General features: G+C 63.5%; 17 protein-coding genes. 12 read left to right on the top strand and 5 right to left on the bottom strand.

Annotated features, from left to right (window positions below; genetic code table 11):
- Positions 1-14: 14 nt before the first annotated feature.
- The gene (locus tag M1E01_RS02655; RefSeq protein WP_457974839.1) at positions 15-365 is read right to left on the bottom strand and encodes a bifunctional 3-phenylpropionate/cinnamic acid dioxygenase ferredoxin subunit; all 351 of its coding nucleotides are present in this window, start codon (positions 363-365) and stop codon (positions 15-17) included.
- A 269-nt stretch (positions 366-634) separates the two neighbouring features.
- On the opposite strand from M1E01_RS02655, the gene M1E01_RS02660 reads away from it, so the two are divergent.
- Complete coding sequence (locus M1E01_RS02660; RefSeq protein WP_457973561.1) at positions 635-1,837, top strand: NAD(P)/FAD-dependent oxidoreductase; 1,203 nt, start codon at positions 635-637, stop codon at positions 1,835-1,837.
- 79 nt (positions 1,838-1,916) lie between these two features.
- Entirely contained in the window at positions 1,917-3,143 is a 1,227-nt protein-coding gene (locus M1E01_RS02665) for an aromatic ring-hydroxylating oxygenase subunit alpha (RefSeq protein WP_457973562.1), read from the top strand.
- Between the two features lie 76 nt (positions 3,144-3,219).
- Here the strand turns inward: M1E01_RS02665 and M1E01_RS02670 are convergent, their stop codons facing one another.
- The 3 genes from M1E01_RS02670 to M1E01_RS02680 form a co-directional block, all read right to left on the bottom strand.
- Positions 3,220-4,035, bottom strand: coding sequence for an IclR family transcriptional regulator (locus M1E01_RS02670; protein WP_457973563.1), 816 nt, complete (start codon positions 4,033-4,035; stop codon positions 3,220-3,222).
- A gap of 168 nt (positions 4,036-4,203) precedes the next feature.
- Positions 4,204-4,776, bottom strand: a complete 573-nt coding sequence (locus M1E01_RS02675) for a GNAT family N-acetyltransferase (RefSeq protein WP_457973564.1) — start codon at positions 4,774-4,776, stop codon at positions 4,204-4,206.
- A gap of 67 nt (positions 4,777-4,843) precedes the next feature.
- Complete coding sequence (locus M1E01_RS02680; RefSeq protein ID WP_457974840.1) at positions 4,844-6,181, bottom strand: LuxR C-terminal-related transcriptional regulator; 1,338 nt, start codon at positions 6,179-6,181, stop codon at positions 4,844-4,846.
- Between the two features lie 201 nt (positions 6,182-6,382).
- Between M1E01_RS02680 and hxlB the strand changes: the two genes are divergently transcribed.
- Together hxlB and hxlA are read left to right on the top strand one after the other, a co-directional pair.
- Positions 6,383-6,985 (top strand): 6-phospho-3-hexuloisomerase, encoded by a 603-nt coding sequence (gene hxlB, locus M1E01_RS02685; protein ID WP_457973565.1) that lies wholly within the window; start codon positions 6,383-6,385, stop codon positions 6,983-6,985.
- A 70-nt stretch (positions 6,986-7,055) separates the two neighbouring features.
- On the top strand, positions 7,056-7,679 hold the full coding sequence (gene hxlA / locus M1E01_RS02690) for a 3-hexulose-6-phosphate synthase (protein WP_457973566.1): 624 nt from the start codon (positions 7,056-7,058) through the stop codon (positions 7,677-7,679).
- Positions 7,680-7,788: 109 nt separating this feature from the next.
- On the opposite strand, the gene M1E01_RS02695 is transcribed toward hxlA, so the two are convergent.
- Positions 7,789-9,045 carry a D-arabinono-1,4-lactone oxidase gene (locus M1E01_RS02695; RefSeq protein WP_457973567.1) on the bottom strand — a complete coding sequence of 419 codons (1,257 nt, stop codon included), beginning with the start codon at positions 9,043-9,045 and terminating at the stop codon, positions 7,789-7,791.
- 214 nt (positions 9,046-9,259) lie between these two features.
- Here M1E01_RS02695 and M1E01_RS02700 point away from each other — a divergent pair, with 214 nt between their 5' ends.
- The 8 genes from M1E01_RS02700 (at position 9,260) to M1E01_RS02735 (ending at position 17,755) form a co-directional block, all read left to right on the top strand.
- Positions 9,260-10,261, top strand: coding sequence for a LacI family DNA-binding transcriptional regulator (locus tag M1E01_RS02700; protein WP_457973568.1), 1,002 nt, complete (start codon positions 9,260-9,262; stop codon positions 10,259-10,261).
- A 201-nt stretch (positions 10,262-10,462) separates the two neighbouring features.
- Positions 10,463-11,794 (top strand): extracellular solute-binding protein, encoded by a 1,332-nt coding sequence (locus M1E01_RS02705; RefSeq protein WP_457973569.1) that lies wholly within the window; start codon positions 10,463-10,465, stop codon positions 11,792-11,794.
- Positions 11,795-11,822: 28 nt separating this feature from the next.
- Positions 11,823-12,803, top strand: coding sequence for a carbohydrate ABC transporter permease (locus M1E01_RS02710; RefSeq protein ID WP_457973570.1), 981 nt, complete (start codon positions 11,823-11,825; stop codon positions 12,801-12,803).
- 2 nt (positions 12,804-12,805) lie between these two features.
- Complete coding sequence (locus M1E01_RS02715; protein ID WP_457973571.1) at positions 12,806-13,702, top strand: carbohydrate ABC transporter permease; 897 nt, start codon at positions 12,806-12,808, stop codon at positions 13,700-13,702.
- 55 nt (positions 13,703-13,757) lie between these two features.
- Complete coding sequence (gene arfA, locus M1E01_RS02720) at positions 13,758-15,296, top strand: arabinosylfuranosidase ArfA (RefSeq protein WP_457973572.1); 1,539 nt, start codon at positions 13,758-13,760, stop codon at positions 15,294-15,296.
- Between the two features lie 173 nt (positions 15,297-15,469).
- Positions 15,470-16,129, top strand: coding sequence for a cyclodeaminase/cyclohydrolase family protein (locus M1E01_RS02725; protein WP_457973573.1), 660 nt, complete (start codon positions 15,470-15,472; stop codon positions 16,127-16,129).
- A gap of 289 nt (positions 16,130-16,418) precedes the next feature.
- Complete coding sequence (locus tag M1E01_RS02730; RefSeq protein ID WP_457971454.1) at positions 16,419-16,904, top strand: helix-turn-helix domain-containing protein; 486 nt, start codon at positions 16,419-16,421, stop codon at positions 16,902-16,904.
- A 50-nt stretch (positions 16,905-16,954) separates the two neighbouring features.
- Positions 16,955-17,755: an IS3 family transposase gene (locus tag M1E01_RS02735; protein WP_457973574.1), complete on the top strand. Its 801-nt coding sequence runs from the start codon at positions 16,955-16,957 to the stop codon at positions 17,753-17,755.
- The last annotated feature ends 118 nt before the right edge of the window (positions 17,756-17,873 follow it).

Here is a 17,873-nt window from a genome sequence, read left to right on the forward strand (position 1 = left end):
AGTCATTGGGTGGCCTAGATATGGCCTTCGGCTGTCAAACCGGGAGGAAGGTTGGGCGCCTCGTCGGATTCGATAACCATAATGTCGCCGTCAACAACCTTGACCTCATGGTGGCGGACCGGCAGTTTGGCCGGCGGCGCGTCAACTGCACCGGTGCGGAGGTTGAACTTGGAGGCGTGCAGCGGGCACTCCACCCAACAGTCCTCGACGTAACCATCGGCCAAAGAGGCATCCTGATGCGTGCACGTGTCGTCAATGGCGAAAAGCTCGCCTTCTTCTGTATGGAATACGGCGATGGGTGGGGCAGTATTTAGCCGTAGCGCATCCCCCGGAGCGAGTTCGCTGAGCGGGCAGGCCTTGTGCATGGTGAACCTCATCTTTCAAACGGCGATGAGAACTTGTTTTATCCGGGGTGGGAATCTCGGGCCATGTTCCCTTCTGTTCCAGAAGGATCAACAGGGTTCGCCTTATGCAACAGAGTGCGCTTCGTCACAGTGGAATGTCAAGGCTCACTTCCGCCGTTACGGCCCATTTTCCTCTGCGACCGCGCGGGTTGACAGCCCACTGTGGCATGCCTCACTCTGTTGCATATAGCGATTCATGTTGCGTATAAGGCAATTAGAAGTGGGGAATTATGCAGACGCTTGCGATCGTCGGAGCCTCCCTGGCCGGGCTTTCTGCCGCCAGGGCCGCCCGCGCCCAAGGCTTCACTGGACGGCTGGTCATCATTGGCGATGAGCATCACCGTCCCTATGACAGGCCGCCGCTGTCCAAGGACTTTCTGCTCGGCACCGTAACGTCGGAAGACCTCCTGCTGGAGACAGACGACGACGGGTTGCAGGCGGAGTGGCTTCTAGGGGGTGGGGCGGTCGGTTTGGACGCAGCTTCACGGACAGTCCGGCTGCGCGACGGAAGCTCGGTCAGCGCCGACGGCATCGTGGTAGCCACAGGCGCGCGAGCCCGGAAGCTTCCGGCCTTGGAGGGGCTTGACAACGTTTTTTACCTTCGGACCATCGCCGATGCACAGGGATTGGCGTCAAGGCTGGTGCCGGGGGCCCGAATGACTGTCATCGGCGCCGGTTTCATCGGTGCTGAAGTCGCCTCCGCCGCTGCCTCCCGCGGCATGGAGGTGACCATGATCAATAACGCACCAGTTCCGTTTACAGCACAGCTAGGTCGGGACATGGGCGACGTCGTCGCCAGGCTGCACCTGGCCAAAGGCGTCAATCTGATCTGCGGTGCCGTCATCCAAGAGTTCCATACGGGCGAAGACGCCGTTTCCGGGCTCACGCTGGCGGATGGACGTCACCTGGAAACGGATGTCGTCGTTGTAGGCATCGGCGCCGAGCCAAATACCGAGTGGCTGTCCGATTCCGGGGTTGAGCTGAATCCGGGCGTCGTTTGTGATGCCATGGGCCGAACCAATGTTCCCGGGATCGTAGCGGTGGGTGACTGTGCCGCGTGGTTCGACCCTGCGGCCGGAATCCACCGCCGGGTAGAGCATTGGACCGGCGCCCTGGAGCGCGCGGCTCTGGCTGTTCAGGCCCTCTTGGACAGCAACGCCCCGGAACAGCCACTGAAGCCTCCTTACTTCTGGTCCGATCAGCACGGCGTTAAGATTCAGTTCGCCGGGCACTCCGCCGGTTACGATCGGGTCGAAATAGAGACAGGTGATCCCCAGGAGCACAGCTTCGTTGCCGTGTACTACCGCGGCGATGACGCCGTGGCGGTCCTGGGCATGAACCAGCCCCGCCTTTTCACCAAGTGGCGCCGAAGCCTGGCGCCTTCAACAGTGAAGCCGGCGGCCAAGCCCACTTTGGTTCTGGCTGCGACCTAGCCCCATCATGCCCTGCTAAACCAATCTTTAATGCACCAGTTTTTACGCACTTAGTCAGTGCCGTTGTGAGGAGTACACATTGTCTGTTGAGGTAAGCGCGCCGAGTCTGATCCCGACCCTGGGGGGTCATTTGTATACGGATCCGGCTATTTTCCGGGCGGAGCAGGAGCGTATTTTCGAGCAGATGTGGTTCTGCGCGATCCGTTCGGCGGATCTGGAGAAGCCCGGGGCGTGGCAGACGGTGCAGGTGGGGCGGGAGAGCGTGCTGATCTCGCGGACCCGCAAGGGTGAGATCCGTGCGTTCTACAACGTTTGCCGGCACCGCGGGGTGAAGCTGTGCATGGAGGAAAAGGGTGAAGCGGCACGCAACTTCCAGTGCCCGTACCACGCGTGGACGTATGACTTCGAAGGCAAGCTGATCGCGGCGCCGAACCTGACGAAGATGCCTGACATTGACCGGGATGAGTACGGCCTGTCCAAGGTCCACATCCGCGAATACCTGGGCTATGTGTGGGTGTGCCTGGCCGAGGAGCCGCCGTCCTTCGAAGAGGACGTCATGGGCGCGATCGAGGAGCGTCTGGGCGATGTGCACGCCATTGACGGGTACGACGTGGCGAACCTGGCCCTGGGCCGGCGGATCCGGTATGACGTGAAGGCGAACTGGAAGCTCATCATTGAGAACTTCATGGAGTGTTACCACTGCGCGACGATCCACCCGGAGCTGACCGAGGTGCTGCCGGAGTTCGCTGACGGGCTGGCCGCGCAGTACTTCGTGGGCCACGGCGCGGAGTTCGGTGAGGACATCAAGGGCTTCACGGTGGACGGCTCCGAGGGCCTGGATGTCATCCCGGGTGTGGGCGAGGATCAGGACCGGCGTTACTACGCGATCACGATCAAGCCGACCGTGTTCGTGAACCTGGTTCCGGACCACGTGATCATCCACCGCATGTTCCCGATGTCCGCGGACCACACGATCGTCGAATGTGACTGGCTGTACCTGCCCTCCGTGGTGGAGTCCGGCAAGGATGTCAGCGCCTCGGTGGAGCTGTTCCACCGGGTGAACATGCAGGACTTTGATGCCTGCGAGCGTTGCCAGCCGGGCATGGCCTCCAAGTCCTACGCCAAGGGCGGCGTGCTCGTGCCCAGCGAACACCACATCGGCGCTTTCCACGACTGGGTCCAGGAGAAGGTCGGCGATGTCCAGCTCTCCGGAGAGGCACTGCTGGGCCTCACCCAGGACACCCCGCCGCTGGAGGAACGGGCCGAAACCCTGCAGCGCAGAGAGACCCCAACCCCGGTCTCCTAAAGCCTCGGCTATTAAAGCCACGCACCCCTAACCCTCCAACCAAACACCAGCGATGACCCCGGGCCACCGCCCGGGGTCATCGCCGCGTGTACCCCATGTTCGCGCTGATCTGCAGCCCGCCCTCTTTCAGTGCCTCCAGAAGCCCCGGCGTCTTTTCCGGGTCGAAGCGGAAGGCAGGCCCGGAGATGCTGATGGCGCCGATGACTGTTCCAACGTGGTTGTACACCGGGACCGCCATCGAGTTGAGCCCGATCTCGAACTCTTCACGGTTCACGCAGTAGCCGTCATGGGAGATTTTCAGGAGCTCTTTTTCCAGTTTGTCCCTGTCGGTGATGGTCAGCGGCGTGCGGGCGGGAAGCCCCGTCTCCTTGAGGATCCTGTCGCGTTCGTCCACGGACACCGCAGCCAGCAGAATCTTGCCGCTGGAGGTGGCATGCAGCGGAGTGAGGCTGCCCACCCAGTCATACATGGCAAGCGTGGAGGGGCCCATGGCCTGGTCGACGTTCACGGCGTAGTTCGAGCGCAGCACGGCCAGGTTCACGGTTTCCTTGAACTCATCGGCGAGGCTCTCCAGTACAGGCCGGGCTTCGCGGACCAAGCTCAACCTGCCGGGGATGGAGCTGGCGAGCCGGAGGATGCCGAAGCCCAGCTGGTACTTTCCCCGTTCGCTGTTCTGGTGGACCATGTCCCTGCTGACGAGGGATCCCAGGAGCCGGGAAACCGTGGACTTGTGGATGCCCATTTCCTCGGCTATTTCGCTCACGCCGGCATGACCTTCCCGGGCCAGGATTTCCAGGACTGCGAGGGCGCGGTCTACCGACTGGACGCCGCCGTGCTGGGCAGCTTCGATCTCGATCTCGATCTCAGATTCAGGGTCAGTGTTCGGTGCCATGCTCCATACTCTCGAGTAATTTCTGCGGCACGCTTATCCGCCACAAGGCCGCCGTAGCGTCCTCTCGTTTAGTGTCATAATCACAATCTGATCCTAGTCCGGGAAGTGTGACGGGGCCGACATTGCGTTAAGCGCCTTAATGCAGCGAGAATGCAGCGAGGTCAAAGGTCAGCGCAGGTTAAGGCGCATCAGCACGCGCGGAAAGCCGTTGAGCACGGAGTCCGTGTCCGCTGCCTTCCTGAATCCGGCACGTTCGAAGAGCGCCCGTGTGCCGACGTATGCCATGGTGAGGTCGACCTTCCTGCCTTGGTTGTCCACGGGGTAGCCCTCGATGGCGGGTGCGCCGTACCTCCGGGCGAAGTCGACGGCACCCGTCAACAGATGATGTGAGATGCCGCGGCCGCGGTGCCCGGGCCGCACCCGGATGCACCATACTGACCAAACGTCGAGGCCGTCCACATGCGGGATCTTCCGGTTTCGGGCGAAGCTCGTATCCGCGCGCGGATGGACGGCGGCCCAGCCCACCACGTCGTCGCCGTCGTACGCCAGCACCCCCGGTGGCGGGTCCTCCTGGACCAGCTGCCTTACCAACTCCCCGCGTTCGGCGCCACGCAGCTCCAGGTTCTGCCTTGAGGGAATGCGGTAGCTCAGGCACCAGCACACGGTGGCATCCGGCCGCTTCGGGCCCAGCACCGCCTTCATGTCCTCGAACCGATGTGCCGGGCGAATCATGATCGCCATCTGCTGAAGTCCTTTCGCCCGTGGCCCACTCGCCTGTGGCCGACGCATAATCCGCGACCAATCTCGCCTACCGCAGCCCCTTGCTGTGGGCCATCGCGATGGCTTCGGTGCGGGAGGACGCGCCCACCTTCCGGAAGATATTCCGCAGGTGGAACTTCACCGTGTTCTCGCTGATGTGCAGTTTCGTGGCGATGGCCCGGTTCCGCTGCCCGGCGGCCAGTAGCTGGAGCACCTCCAGCTCGCGGTCGCCGAGCTTCCATTCGGAGACGTCAGCCATCTGCCGCGCCGGCGGATCGAGGGGAATTGCGACGGCGACATCGGCACCCCAGCCTGGCATCACATCGACCGACATGCGGCCGTTCAGGGCTTCCACGCGGTGACCCAGGCGGGCTATGTTCGGTGACTCTTCCGACAGTTCTCCCGGGCCGTCGTCGCGCACGTTGACCAGCAGGTTCTCGCCGTCGCAATCCCATTGTGTACGGATCCGGTGGACTCCACCCTGGTCCACCATGGCGAGGACGAGGCCCCGGACGATCGCCCGGGCAGCATGGGCCACTTCGCCTGGCAGAGCGCGGCCGTCGACGGGAGGCTCGATGAACTGGACGTCGATGCCGCTGAAGTGCATCAGCGGTTTCAGATCGTCGCGGAGGCGCTGGAATGCCGAGGACACCGGTTCCTCCACCAACTCGGTGGTGCGGTCGTTGAGCGTACGGAGTCCCACCAGGGCCCTGGCGGCGGTTTCGGTTGCCGCCGTGCGGGCGGCTCCATCGGTGAGGGCCGGTGAACGCAGCGCGGCGAGGAGGGTTTCGAGGGTGGTGGAGTGCCGGTCTACGAGTTCGGCCGTCACCCTCACCCGCTCGGCGGAGGCCGCGCGGGATTCAATGAGGTACGACGGCGGTGCATCCGCCACCTTCTCCCGGATGCGCTCCGCCGCCAGTGTCCACAGGTAACGGAGCAGCCGTTCCGCCGGGCCCCGGTCAGCAGGATGCGGCAGGGGCCGGGGATCGGCGAGGACCAGCAGCGCATTGCTCGGTGAGGACAGGGCCAGGACCGGGCGTTTCTTGCCGCCGAGCACCGCCTCGCCGAGCCAGGGCGAGCTGGAGCTGCCGTTACCCGGGATCCCGGCTCCTTCGCCCGCCTCCCCGTCGCCCATGACGCCGTCTTCGGCCAGGGACGACCGAATGTTGTCGAGCTCGGCGATCGAGACGCGGCTGATGATGGCTTCGTCACCGGCCTTCTTTTGGGGCCGGCCGGTGCAGTCTTCGGTGAAGATGATGAGGGCGCTGCTGCCGACATAGGGGAGCGTCGCCTCCCGCAGCTGTGCGGCGATGGTGGCCAGAGTCGCAGTGGACACTGCGGCGATTGCCTGAAGCAGCGGCTGCGCGTGGAGCACGAGCGTGTTCAGGTCCGGCAGCCCGGCGTCCAGCGGGGCAAGGCGACCGGTTTCGGAAGCTTCGAGGGGAAATACCACTTGCCCAGTTTACGGCGTTTCGCAGATTTGCCTACCCCTTTGGGTGGTTAAGACCGTCCGATCATAGCGTTGGACCCACTCAACAGGCGGGTGAGGATGGACAGGTAACAACTTTCCTGAAGGAGGTACCTGCCAATGAGCGTCGTCTCAGAAACCGATCCGGCCGCCCTGGCCGATGTGTCCCGGTCCTTTGACCGCAACCGGAGCCTTGTCCAGGACGAAATCAGCGGTGTGCTCCAGAGCGTCGATCCGGCGCAGGTCGCAGCCCTGGTAACCGAACTGAGGCTGGCTGACAGGATCTTCGTGACCGGAGCGGGGCGAAGCGGCCTCGTCCTGAAAATGGCGGCAATGCGGCTGATGCACCTCGGGCTGACCGTACACGTCGTTGGGGAGATCACCGCGCCCGCCATCCGCTCAGGCGACCTGCTCCTGGCGGCATCCGGCTCCGGCACCACTGCCGGCGTCGTCAAGGCCGCGGAAACTGCCGCCGCCCAGGGTGCAAGGATCGCCGCGTACACCACGAACGCCGGTTCCCCGCTCGCGAAGGCGGCCTCCGCCGTCGTAATCATCCCCGCTGCGCAGAAAACGGACCATGGCTCTAGCCTCTCCCGGCAGTACTCGGGGAGCCTGTTCGAGCAGGTGCTGTTTGCCACCACCGAAGCGGTGTTCCAAAGCCTCTGGGACGAGGACGCCGCAACGCCCGAGGAACTTTGGCAGCGCCACGCGAACCTCGAATAAGCGGCCTTCCGCTGACCCAAGACCACACCCACTGAAACCAGCCTCACCAAAAAGAGAAAGTGAAACACCTATGAAACTGCAAGTCGCCATGGATGTCCTGACCGTTGAAGCCGCCCTGGAGCTCGCCGGGCAGGTCGCCGAATACGTGGACATCATCGAGCTCGGCACCCCGCTGGTGAAGAACGCCGGGCTGTCCGCCGTGACCGCGGTGAAGACCGCGCACCCGGACAAGATCGTCTTCGCCGACCTAAAGACCATGGACGCCGGTGAACTGGAAGCCGACATCGCGTTCAAGGCCGGTGCAGACCTCGTCTCCGTCCTCGGCGGTGCCGATGACTCCACCATCGCTGGTGCGGTCAAGGCAGCGAAGGCCCACAACAAGGGAGTTGTGGTTGACCTGATCGGCGTGCAAGACAAGGTGACCCGGGCCAAGGAAGCCCGTGCGCTGGGTGCTAAGTTCGTCGAGATGCACGCTGGTCTGGATGAGCAGGCCAAGCCGGGCTACAACCTGGACGTGCTGCTCAGCGCCGGCGAGGAAGCGCGCGTGCCGTTCTCCGTGGCCGGTGGCGTAAACCTTTCCACCATCAACGCGGTGCAGCGTGCAGGCGCCGACGTCGCCGTCGTCGGTGGCTCCATCTACAGCGCTGCAGACCCCGCCGTTGCAGCCAAGGAACTGCGCGCAGCGATCATCTAGTTGCTTCGAGTTCGCTCGGAAAACGACAGCGAGCCGGCCGTCGCCCCAAGGCGACGGCCGGCTCGCTGTCGTTGAGGCAGCCTGCGGAGGGCTGACAGAGGCCCCGCGCTTAACGTGCGCTTACTGCCGGCTCGCCGAGGACGGTGTCCAGCAGCCCGTTGCGGAATTTGCCCTCCGGATCGTGCGCCGCTGCCAGCAGGCGGAAATCGGCAAAGCGGGGGTACAGCGACTCCCAGTAGTGGCCGCCGGGCGTGAAGAGCTTGCCCCAGTGGGGTCTGGCTCCAAACGGCCGAAGCACGCCTTCGAGCTGCGGCAGCACCGCCTCCACCTCAGGCTGCAGCGGCTTCCACGTGAAGTGCAGGGCTACGCTCTGCTGGCGGTAGAACGGGCTTAGCCAGAACTCGTCAGCGGCGCCGGTCCGGATCTCAGAGACAAAAAGCAGCGGCGCAATCCTGTCCGCCAGACTCCGGACTGCCTCGAGCGCGGCAGGCGCATGCTGTAGCGGCAGGATGAATTCGCTCTGCAGTTCCTCGCCCTTGCTGGGCGTAAACTCGTGCCGGAAGTGCGGCAGCCGGTCCAGCCAACGCCCGGGCTGATCCAGCTGGATCGTGCAGTTCTCGGCTGACATGCCGGGCAGGGGATGCCGCGGGCGCATGGCAGGCGTGGCGCCAAAGACGTCATTCACGGCGGGCTCCGAGTCCAGCGCCTTGAGCCAGACCTGGCTGATGGAATCGCCGGCGAAGTCAGTGAACAGGCTGACGCTGTAGGCGCTGGAAACCAGCTGGGTGAAGTCCGCCAGCGCCCGCTCCCACGGCAGGTTCTCCAAAACGCGCTGGCGCATCCCGAAGCTCGGCGTAACGGAGAGCTCGAGGCCGGTGATGATGCCCATGGCTCCCAGGCCCACCACGCTTCCCAGGAACTCGTCCCCGTCGGCGCGGGAGAGCGACACCTCCTCACCGGAGGGCCGGACCATGTCAATGCCCACTACCGCTCCGGCCAGGGAGGGATTGTTCACGCCAGAGCCGTGAGTGCCGGTTTGAACTGCTCCTGCTACCGAGATATGGGGAAGCGACGCTAAATTATGGATGGCCAAGCCAGACTCTTCCAGGGCGCGGCACAGGGCACCGTAGCTGACGCCACCGCTGACCTGCACCGTCTGCCGTTCGGGGGTCAGTTCGATACGCTGCGGCAGGGCGTCCAGCAGCACGTGCACGCCGTCAGTGTCCGCCACCCGGTTGAACGAGTGCCGCGAGCCCAGCGCCTTGATCCGGCTGCTGCCTGCTACCAGTTTGGCGAGTTCGGCCACCGATTCTGGCCGCTGCACGTCTGTTGACGCGTAGTCCAGATTTCCTGCCCAGTTCTTCATTGCAGCCTTTCGGTGGAGATGCATCCTTCAACAGTGAGCGCTAACAAAGAACCTGTCAACAACTTCGGGCGCCATCCCCGCAGTGGGAGGTAACATCATCAGCAACAGTCAAGGCAGCAGCCGCCCGGGGCGGCTGGCTTCGCTCGAAACCGTTGAAGTCCGGCAACCGTGAAAGTCCGGAACCGTAAGAGCCCGGGAATCTGAAAGGGGAGCAGTGCGCGCAACCGTCAAGGACGTCGCGCGTCGCGCGGGCGTTTCCCCCAAGACCGTCTCGAACGTGATGAACGGCGTCGTTCCGGTCAGCGGATCCACCAGGCTCAAGGTGGAACAGGCAATGCTCGAGCTGGACTACGTGCCCAACCTCTCCGCCCGCGGCCTCCGCAACGGCAGGTCAGGGGTCATCGCCCTGGCACTGCCCGACCTGGCCACCCCCTACTCCGCCGAAATCGCGCACAATGTAGTGGAAGTTGCCCACGAGCAGGGCTGGAGCGTCCAGATCGAAGAAACCGGATCCGATCCGCAGCGCGAATACGAACTCATGTCCCGGGCTCGGTCCAATCTCGTGGACGGCCTTATCCTCAATCCGGTAGTGCTGGACGAGAGCGCCGTCAAGGTGGGCGTTTCGCTGCCCCCGGTGGTCCTGCTCGGGGAAGTGTCCCAAAAGCTGGCCGACCGCGTGTGGGTGGACAGTGTTGCCGCTGCCCGCGACATGACGTTGGCACTTGCTCGAACCGGACGACGTCGCATAGCGGTCCTCGGAACTGCCGAGGGCAGGAGCTCGGCCGCGGCAGTCCTGCGGACACGCGGCTACCACGCGGCGCTTGATGAGCTCGGCATTGACCGCGACGATTCCCTGCTGATCCCTTGCGAGAAGTGGACGCCGCAGACGGCCGCCGGCGCGCTTGTCTCGTATCTGGATTCGCACCCGCTCCCGGAGGCGCTGTTCTGCTTCACCGACTCCATGGCCATCGGAGCGCTGAGTGTGCTGTGGAAGAGGGGGATCAGCGTTCCGGATGATGTGGCTGTAGCAGGCTTTGACGACATCGCCGACGGCCAATATGCCGTGCCGTCGTTGACCACCGTTGCCTTCGATAAGCGGCGCATAGCCAGTGAGGCGCTGCGGCTGCTGACGGAACGCATGGCAGACCGCACGGGCGGGCAAAGGATGGCCACCGTGGACTACAGAATCGTCGAGCGGGACAGTACCCGCAGCTAAGCCGGGGCGGCACCGCAGCTAGGCGACACTCCCGGTCGAATTGTTGGCGCTAACAATTTCTCCTTGTGCAGTGTTTTACATCGATGTAATGTGGGACCTGCGTCACACCCGGTCATGCTTGTCCCTTCCAGGACGGCCAAACCCAAGGAGTGGTGTGCCACAAGGATTTACTTTCAGCGGACCCATCCAAAGGAGTGACGGGTGAAGCAGTTTGATTCTTTTGCCGGGAAACAAGTGACCCGGCGGCAGTTACTGGCAGGTTCGGCCGTCCTAGGAAGCATGTTCGCGGCAGCCGGCCTCACGGGCTGCGGTGGAAGTGCCAACGCCGCCATGCAGGACATCGACTTCTGGCATCTGCTGTCCGGCGGTGACGGCATCAAGATGCAGGCATTGATCAGCAAGGCGACCGAGGGCAATCCCGGTTTCACCGTTCATCCCACAGTTCTGGCGTGGGGGCCTCCCTACTACACGAAGTTGGCCATGGCCTCCGCCGGCGGCCGTCCCCCGGAACTGGCCATCATGCACGCCAGCCGGGTCCCGGGCTACGCGCCGGGCGGACTCATCGACCCGTGGGACATGTCCCTGCTGGCCGAACATGGCGTGACGCGGCAGAGCTTCGCACCGAGGATCTGGGACAAAAGTCAACAGAATGGCCAGGTTTTCTCCATCGCCCTGGACTCCCATCCCTTCGTGATGTTCTACAACACCGATGTCGCCGATAAAGCCGGAGTTCTCGCCCCGAACGGACAGCTGCAGGCGGCCACTTCGCCGCAGGAGTTCATCGGGATGGCCCGCGAGATGCAGAAAGTGACCAAAGTGCACGGCCTGTCCTTTGGCTACCTGGGCAGCGGGTCCCAGATGTGGCGTCTCTTCTACACGCTTTACAAGCAGCACGGCGTGGACATGGAACTCACTCCAGGGCAACCGATGAAGGCCGACAGAGAGGCGGCGGTCGAGTCCCTACAGTTCATGGCGTCCCTGTTCGACGACACCATCGCAGCCAAGAGCGGGGACATCAGTACGGGCATTGCCGAATTTGCCCGGGGCAGCTCCGGAATGCTCTTCAGCGGGGTCTGGGAACTGCCCACACTCCAAAAGGCAGGTTTGCCGGTCGATGCGGCAACGATCCCCACGCTCTACGGAACCCCCGCGGCCTATGCCGACTCGCATTCCTTCGTCCTGCCCCGCCAGCTGAACGACGACGATGAGAAGCGGCGCAATGTGTACAAATTTGTCAGCGATGTCCTCAAGGGATCGCTGTCCTGGGCCGAGGCCGGGCACATTCCGGCCTTCCAGCCCGTCGTGCAGTCACAGGCCTACCGGCAACTCACGCCGCAGATCCACTACGCCAACGCCGCCGACATCATCACCTATGACCCGGAGTCCTGGTTCAGCGGCTCCGGCTCGGACTGGCAAACGTACTTCGCGGAGAACGTACAGAACGTACTCCTTGGCCGGGACAAGGCAGCCGACGGCTGGGATGCCTTCGTGCACCGTACGAACACCCTTCTTTCCCGGCCGAACCCGGTCTGAGGCCACCCGAGCGACAAAGGAGTCCCTGATGAGTTCCTTAGCAACATCCCAAAGCGCCGCCGGTGAAGAATCATCACGCCTGCACCAGTCCCGTAAGGATCCGACCAACCCGGCATCCTCCACAACAGTCCGGCCCCGTCCACGCCACACCAGGGACAACCTGGCCGGCTGGGGTTTCGCCGCCCCGTTCCTGGCGTTCTTCCTGGTCTTTCTCGTCTGGCCCATCCTTTACGGCCTGTTCATGAGCATGACCGGAAAGTCCCTCACCGGTGCCAACGACAGCCTGATAGGCCTGGCCAACTACGCTGAGGCGCTCGCCGACGCGGACATGTGGCGCTCTCTCGGCAACACCCTGTACTTCACGGTGATCAGCACCGTTCCCCTCGTGCTCGTTGCCCTGGTGATGGCGGCACTGCTTAATGTCGGGCTGCCAGCGCAGTGGCTGTGGCGGCTCTCCTACTTTGCTCCCTACCTGCTCGCCTCGACGGTGGTCTCGCTCTTCTTCACCTGGATGTACAACCCGCAGCTGGGGCTGATCAACGACTCCCTGTCGAAGATCGGGCTGCCCAGGGTGGCCTGGCTGAATGACCCGAATGTGGCCATGTGGGCGATCGTGATTGCCACGCTGTGGTGGACGGTCGGATTCAACTTTCTGTTGTACCTGGCGGCCATGCAGAACATCCCCCACCAGCACTACGAGGCGGCATCCCTTGACGGGGCCGGAGCCTGGCGGCAGTTCTTCTCCATCACCCTGCCGCAGTTGGCGCCGACCACTGTGATGATCGTCCTCCTCCAGATCCTGGCATCACTGAAGATTTTCGATCAGGTGTACCAGATGACGGCGGGCGGCCCCAGCGGCTCCACCCGGCCGGTGGTGCAGTACATCTTCGAAACCGGGTTTACCGGCTACCGGCTGGGCTACTCCGCAGCCGTTTCCTACATTTTCTTCGGGCTGATCGTGATCGTCTCGGTCATGCAGTTCTTCGTCACCCGCCGCAGGAGTGCATAACCATGGCAACCCAGACACTCACCCGCCCCGCTCCGCACACGGCCGCCGTATCGGCGGCCCGAAAGCCCCGCAGGAAGATCACCGTCGGCAAGGCAGCCGTGACCGCGGTCGCCGCGGTCCTGGCAGTCCTGTGGCTCGTTCCCTTCGCCTGGGCCACGGTCACCGCCTTCAAGAGCGAGACCGATGCGGCAGCACCGGAAGTCAGCTGGTTCCCGCCGTCGGGCTTTACCGCGGATGCCTTCGTCAAAGTGTTCCAGGACGGCAACATTCCGCTGTGGACGTGGAATTCGCTCTATACCTCAGGTGCCATCACTGTGATCACGCTGGTCATCTCCGCGCTGGTCGCCTATGCCCTGTCGCGGATCGACTTCCGGGGCAAGAAAGTCCTGATGACGGTGATCATCGCCTCCATCATCATCCCGCCGCCGGTGCTGATGATTCCGCTGTTCTATCAAATGGTCGCCATGCGCATGATCGACACATCGTGGGCGGTCATCCTGCCGCAGGTCATCCATCCGGCCATGGTGTTTGTGCTCAAGAAGTTCTTTGACCAGATCCCGCGTGAACTCGAGGAAGCTGCGGTCATGGACGGCGCCAGCCGGATGAGGGTTTTCCTGCAGATCATCCTGCCGCTCTCCCGGCCGATCCTCGCCGCCGTCGCCATTTTCGTTTTCATCAGCGCATGGAACAACTTCCTCTGGCCCTTCATCTCCACCAGCGACGGGTCCATCCTGACCCTTCCGGTGGGGCTGCAGACGATCAAGAGCGCCTACGGCATCCAATATGCACAGAACATGGCATCCGCACTGCTCGCAGCCCTGCCGCTCATCCTGGTTTTCCTGTTCTTCCAGCGCCAGATCATCAAAGGCGTGGCGACGACGGGACTCGCCGGCACGTGAACCGGCCCCTTCAAGAAACTTCAACGAACTGTTCAACCTAAAGGAGATACCCCGCATGTCCCGCGCACGAATCACCCTGGACCGAGACTTCACCATCGGGGAGGTACCCCGCCGCCTTTTCGGCTCCTTCGTTGAGCACATGGGCCGCTGCGTGTACACCGGCATCTACGAACCGGGGCACCCGGAGGCCGACGACAACGGCTTCCGGCAAGACGTGCTCAAGCTCGTCAAGGAACTCGGAGCCACCGTCATCCGCTACCCCGGTGGGAACTTCGTTTCCGGCTACAACTGGGAAGACGGGGTAGGTCCCCGGGAAAACCGCCCCCGGCGGCTCGACGGCGCCTGGCACACCCTGGAAACCAACGCCTTCGGACTCCACGAGTTCGTGGACTGGTCCCGGCAGGCCGGCACCGAAATCATGGAAGCCGTCAACCTGGGCACCAGGGGAGTGGATGCCGCACGCGAGATCGTGGAGTACGCCAATCATCCGGGCGGAACCCATCTTTCGGACCTGCGCGCTAAGAACGGGCACAAGGACCCGTTCAACATCAAGCTGTGGTGCCTCGGCAATGAAATGGACGGGCCGTGGCAGATCGGCCACAAAACCGCCGACGAGTACGGCCGTCTGGCCCAGGAGGCAGCCAAGGCAATGCGGTTTGTGGATCCTGACATCGAACTCGTGGCCTGCGGAAGCTCCAGCTCCCGCATGCCCACCTTCGGGGCCTGGGAACAGACGGTGCTGACCCACACCTACGACGAAGTCGATTATGTCTCGCTGCATGCCTACTACCAGGAGCATGAGGGCGACGTCGGAAGTTTCCTCGCCAGCGCGGTGGACACCGACTATTTCATCGAATCAGTCATCGCCACCGCTGATGCCGTCCGCGCCAAGGGAAAACACAAGAAGCACATCAACCTGTCCTTTGACGAGTGGAACGTCTGGTACCAGCGCGGCCTCGACACCGAGGACCAGCCCCACCAGGTGGCCAAGGCCGGCTGGCGCGAGCACCCCCGTGTCATCGAGGACAAGTACAACGTGACGGACGCCGTCGTCGTGGGAACCCTGCTCAACTCACTGCTCCGCCACGGCGACCGGGTCAAGATCGCCAACCAGGCACAGCTGGTGAACGTCATCGCCCCGATCTTCAGCGAGGAAAACGGTCCGGCCTGGCGCCAGACCATCTTCCACCCCTTCGCCCGCATGGCTGAGCTGGCGAAAGGGCAGATCCTGCGCCTTTCCGTTGACTCCGACAAGTACGAGAATGCCCGGTTTGGGGGCACCGATCTTGTTGATGTCAGTGCGACCTGGAATGAGGAGACGGGCCGCCTGGCGCTCTTCCTCGCAAACCGCGGGCTGGAGGAAGCTGCAGAGATCGACGTCGCCCTACGGGGTTTTGATGCCCGCGAGGTGCTTCGGGCGGAGGTCCTGGAAATCCCCGAAGAAGGGGACCGCTTCACAGTGAACACCCAGGGCAGCCCGGACAGGGTCGGGCTCAAGCCGCTGGAAGACGCGAAGGCGAGTGGCTCTGAACTCCGTGCCACCCTGCCGGCGCTGTCCTGGGCCGTGATCGAACTGGACGTGGTCAAGAACTGACCATTCGGCGGCAGAGGTGAGAGGACGACGGCGGGAACCTCCCGCCGTCGTCCTCTCACCGCTGCCGCCCTCTCACCCGGTACTGCGGTCCGGCGGCGCGGGCCACGCACGCGCCCCGGAACCTCCCGTCCGGTTGTGGCCATATCGGCAGCGCAGGCCCGAGACTTGGTGGCATGGATGATTCTGCGGCAGTAACAACACAAGACTCAACCGTTGACGATTGGACGCGGGCTCTGGCGGAGTCCGTCGGTTCGCCTGGTGGTGGTGCCGGGACGGGCGTGATGCTCGCCATCGCGGCGTCACTGACGTCCATGGTGGCCGGATATACCGACGCTGACGGGCAGGAGCGCAGCGAGGTCGCCAGCATACAGGCGCGGTCACGTTCTCTCCGGGAAACCGCTCTGCAGCTGGCCGATGACGACGCCTCCGCATCACAGGCCTTCGGCGCCGCATTCCGGCTGGAGCCCGGGCCGGAACGGGAAGAGGCAATACACCGGGCATCCGTGGACGCCGCCAAAGCATCCGCGGTGCTGGGTGAGCGGGCCATCGACGCCATTGGTGACTTGGAGTGGCTGGCTTCCAATGGGAATCCTGCGCTGATTGCCGATATCGTCGTCGCGTTCGGGGCACTGAGGGCGGCGCTGACCGGGGCCCGCACTAACGTGAGCTTCGACCTCGCCTCGCTGAAATCTGCGGGCTCCACCCTCGAGGAGGTTCGGGAACAGCATCCGGCCCTGTGGGCTACGGTCCAGGAGCTCAACGCAGCCCTTGAGCGGATCGATGAAGTAACCTCGCGGATAGATCACCGCGCCGCCCCGACCGATGCCGTCTGACGCGGTGAGAAACGCCGACGGCGGCACGCGTGACGTGAGGTGACCGTCGCCGTTTTCATTGGGACCGCTGCGGAGGGATCCCCAAGGGTCACCCGGGGGATCCCTCGTGCTTCCAACGCTCTCTCACATCCTGACGCCTCACCGCGGACGCTCTCTCACATCCCGACGCCTCACCGCGCACGCTCTCCCAGCACCTGCGCACGTACAGCAAACGCTCCCTCACATGATGTGAACTGCTCCCCGGAAGTTGGACTGAGAAATTCAGTTCCGACTTCCGGGGAGCAGTTTTATGCGTGCACGTAGTTCATTGGCTGAGGCGCAGCGCGAGGCAGCTGTAGCGTTGTTTGAGAAGGGCATCGGCTATCGGGCGGCGGCCCGGTTGCTGGATGCGCCTTGGGTACCGGTCAGGGCACTGTATGGGCGGTGGAGGATTCATGGGCAAGGAGTGCTGGTGAGCAGGCCTGCGAAGTCCTACTCTTTCGAGTTCAAGCTGGCCTTGGTGCAGCGGTTCCTCGCGGGCGAGTCCGGCCCGGAGTTGGCGGTGGAGGCCGGTTTGGCTTCCCGTGAGCTGCTGCAAAAGTGGGTCCGGGCGTATCGAATGGACGGTGAGGACGGGTTGCGGCCAAAGCCCAAGGGCAGGCCGCGGAAACCCGATTCCCCGCCGACTGGGGAGCTGCCGGAGCTTGAGCGGTTGCGGCGGGAGAACGAGCGGCTGCGCGCTGAGGTGGCGTACCTGGGAAAACTGCGGGCCTTGAGGGAACAGGGACGACGGTAAGGGTTCAGGCCGTCGTTTCCCTCAAGGCTGACTATCCCCTTGCTGTCCTGTTGGACGTCGCCGGGCTGGCCAGATCCACGTTTTTCTATCACCAGCTCCGGCTCCAGGCGCCGGACCCGAAAGAGAAGCTCAAAGCGGCGATCACGGAGATCTTTGAAACGAACCATGGCCGGTACGGGCACCGCCGGGTCCACACGGAGCTACTCAAGCACGGGTGGACGGTCGCGAAGAAGACCGTGCTGAAGCTAATGGAGGCCCTTGGGTTGGCCTGCAAGGTCCGGCGCAGGAAGCGCTACAACTCCTACCAGGGCGAACAGGGCGCGGTAGCGCCCAACGTGCTGAACCGGGAGTTCGAGGCTGATGCGCCGAACCGGAAGTGGGTTACGGATGTGACGGAGTTCAGCGTCGGCGGCGGGAAGCTCTACCTCTCACCGGTGATGGACCTCTTTGACCGGCAGATCATTTCTTACTCGCTGGGCTTATCCCCGAACCTGGCGCTCACCAACGATTCCCTGCGTGAGGCCCTGACCTGTCTGCAGCCCGGTCAGCAGCCGCTGGTGCACTCGGACCAAGGTTTCCAATACCGTCACGCGTCCTGGCGCACCCTCATCCAGAACGCCGGCGCGGTCCAATCCATGTCCCGCAAGGGCAATTGCTACGACAACGCCGTCATGGAGAACTTCTTCGGCCACCTCAAGGAAGAACTCTTCCACCGCGTCCGATTCCTCAACACCGACGCACTGGCAGCTGCAATAGAGGAATACATCCACTGGTACAACAACAAAAGAATCTCCACAAAGCTCAAGGGCCTGGGCCCGGTGCAATACCGGGCCCAGACCCTTGCAGCCTAGAATCCCATTTAGCCAGTCCAACTATCGGGGACCAGTTCACATCCTGCCGTCCAATACCGGACGCTCTCTCACATCCTGCCGTCCAATACGGGACGCTCTCTCACATGCTGCCGTTCAA

It is taken from the genome of Arthrobacter sp. D1-17 (assembly GCF_054130535.1).

Coding starts and splice junctions, on each gene's coding strand:
- M1E01_RS02655 (WP_457974839.1), bottom strand. CDS start 365: ATGCACAAGGCCTGCCCGCTCAGCGAACTCGCTCCGGGGGATGCGCTA.
- M1E01_RS02660 (WP_457973561.1), top strand. CDS start 635: ATGCAGACGCTTGCGATCGTCGGAGCCTCCCTGGCCGGGCTTTCTGCC.
- M1E01_RS02670 (WP_457973563.1), bottom strand. CDS start 4,035: ATGGCACCGAACACTGACCCTGAATCTGAGATCGAGATCGAGATCGAA.
- M1E01_RS02675 (WP_457973564.1), bottom strand. CDS start 4,776: ATGGCGATCATGATTCGCCCGGCACATCGGTTCGAGGACATGAAGGCG.
- hxlB (WP_457973565.1), top strand. CDS start 6,383: ATGAGCGTCGTCTCAGAAACCGATCCGGCCGCCCTGGCCGATGTGTCC.
- hxlA (WP_457973566.1), top strand. CDS start 7,056: ATGAAACTGCAAGTCGCCATGGATGTCCTGACCGTTGAAGCCGCCCTG.
- M1E01_RS02695 (WP_457973567.1), bottom strand. CDS start 9,045: ATGAAGAACTGGGCAGGAAATCTGGACTACGCGTCAACAGACGTGCAG.
- M1E01_RS02710 (WP_457973570.1), top strand. CDS start 11,823: ATGAGTTCCTTAGCAACATCCCAAAGCGCCGCCGGTGAAGAATCATCA.
- M1E01_RS02715 (WP_457973571.1), top strand. CDS start 12,806: ATGGCAACCCAGACACTCACCCGCCCCGCTCCGCACACGGCCGCCGTA.
- arfA (WP_457973572.1), top strand. CDS start 13,758: ATGTCCCGCGCACGAATCACCCTGGACCGAGACTTCACCATCGGGGAG.
- M1E01_RS02725 (WP_457973573.1), top strand. CDS start 15,470: ATGGATGATTCTGCGGCAGTAACAACACAAGACTCAACCGTTGACGAT.
- M1E01_RS02730 (WP_457971454.1), top strand. CDS start 16,419: ATGCGTGCACGTAGTTCATTGGCTGAGGCGCAGCGCGAGGCAGCTGTA.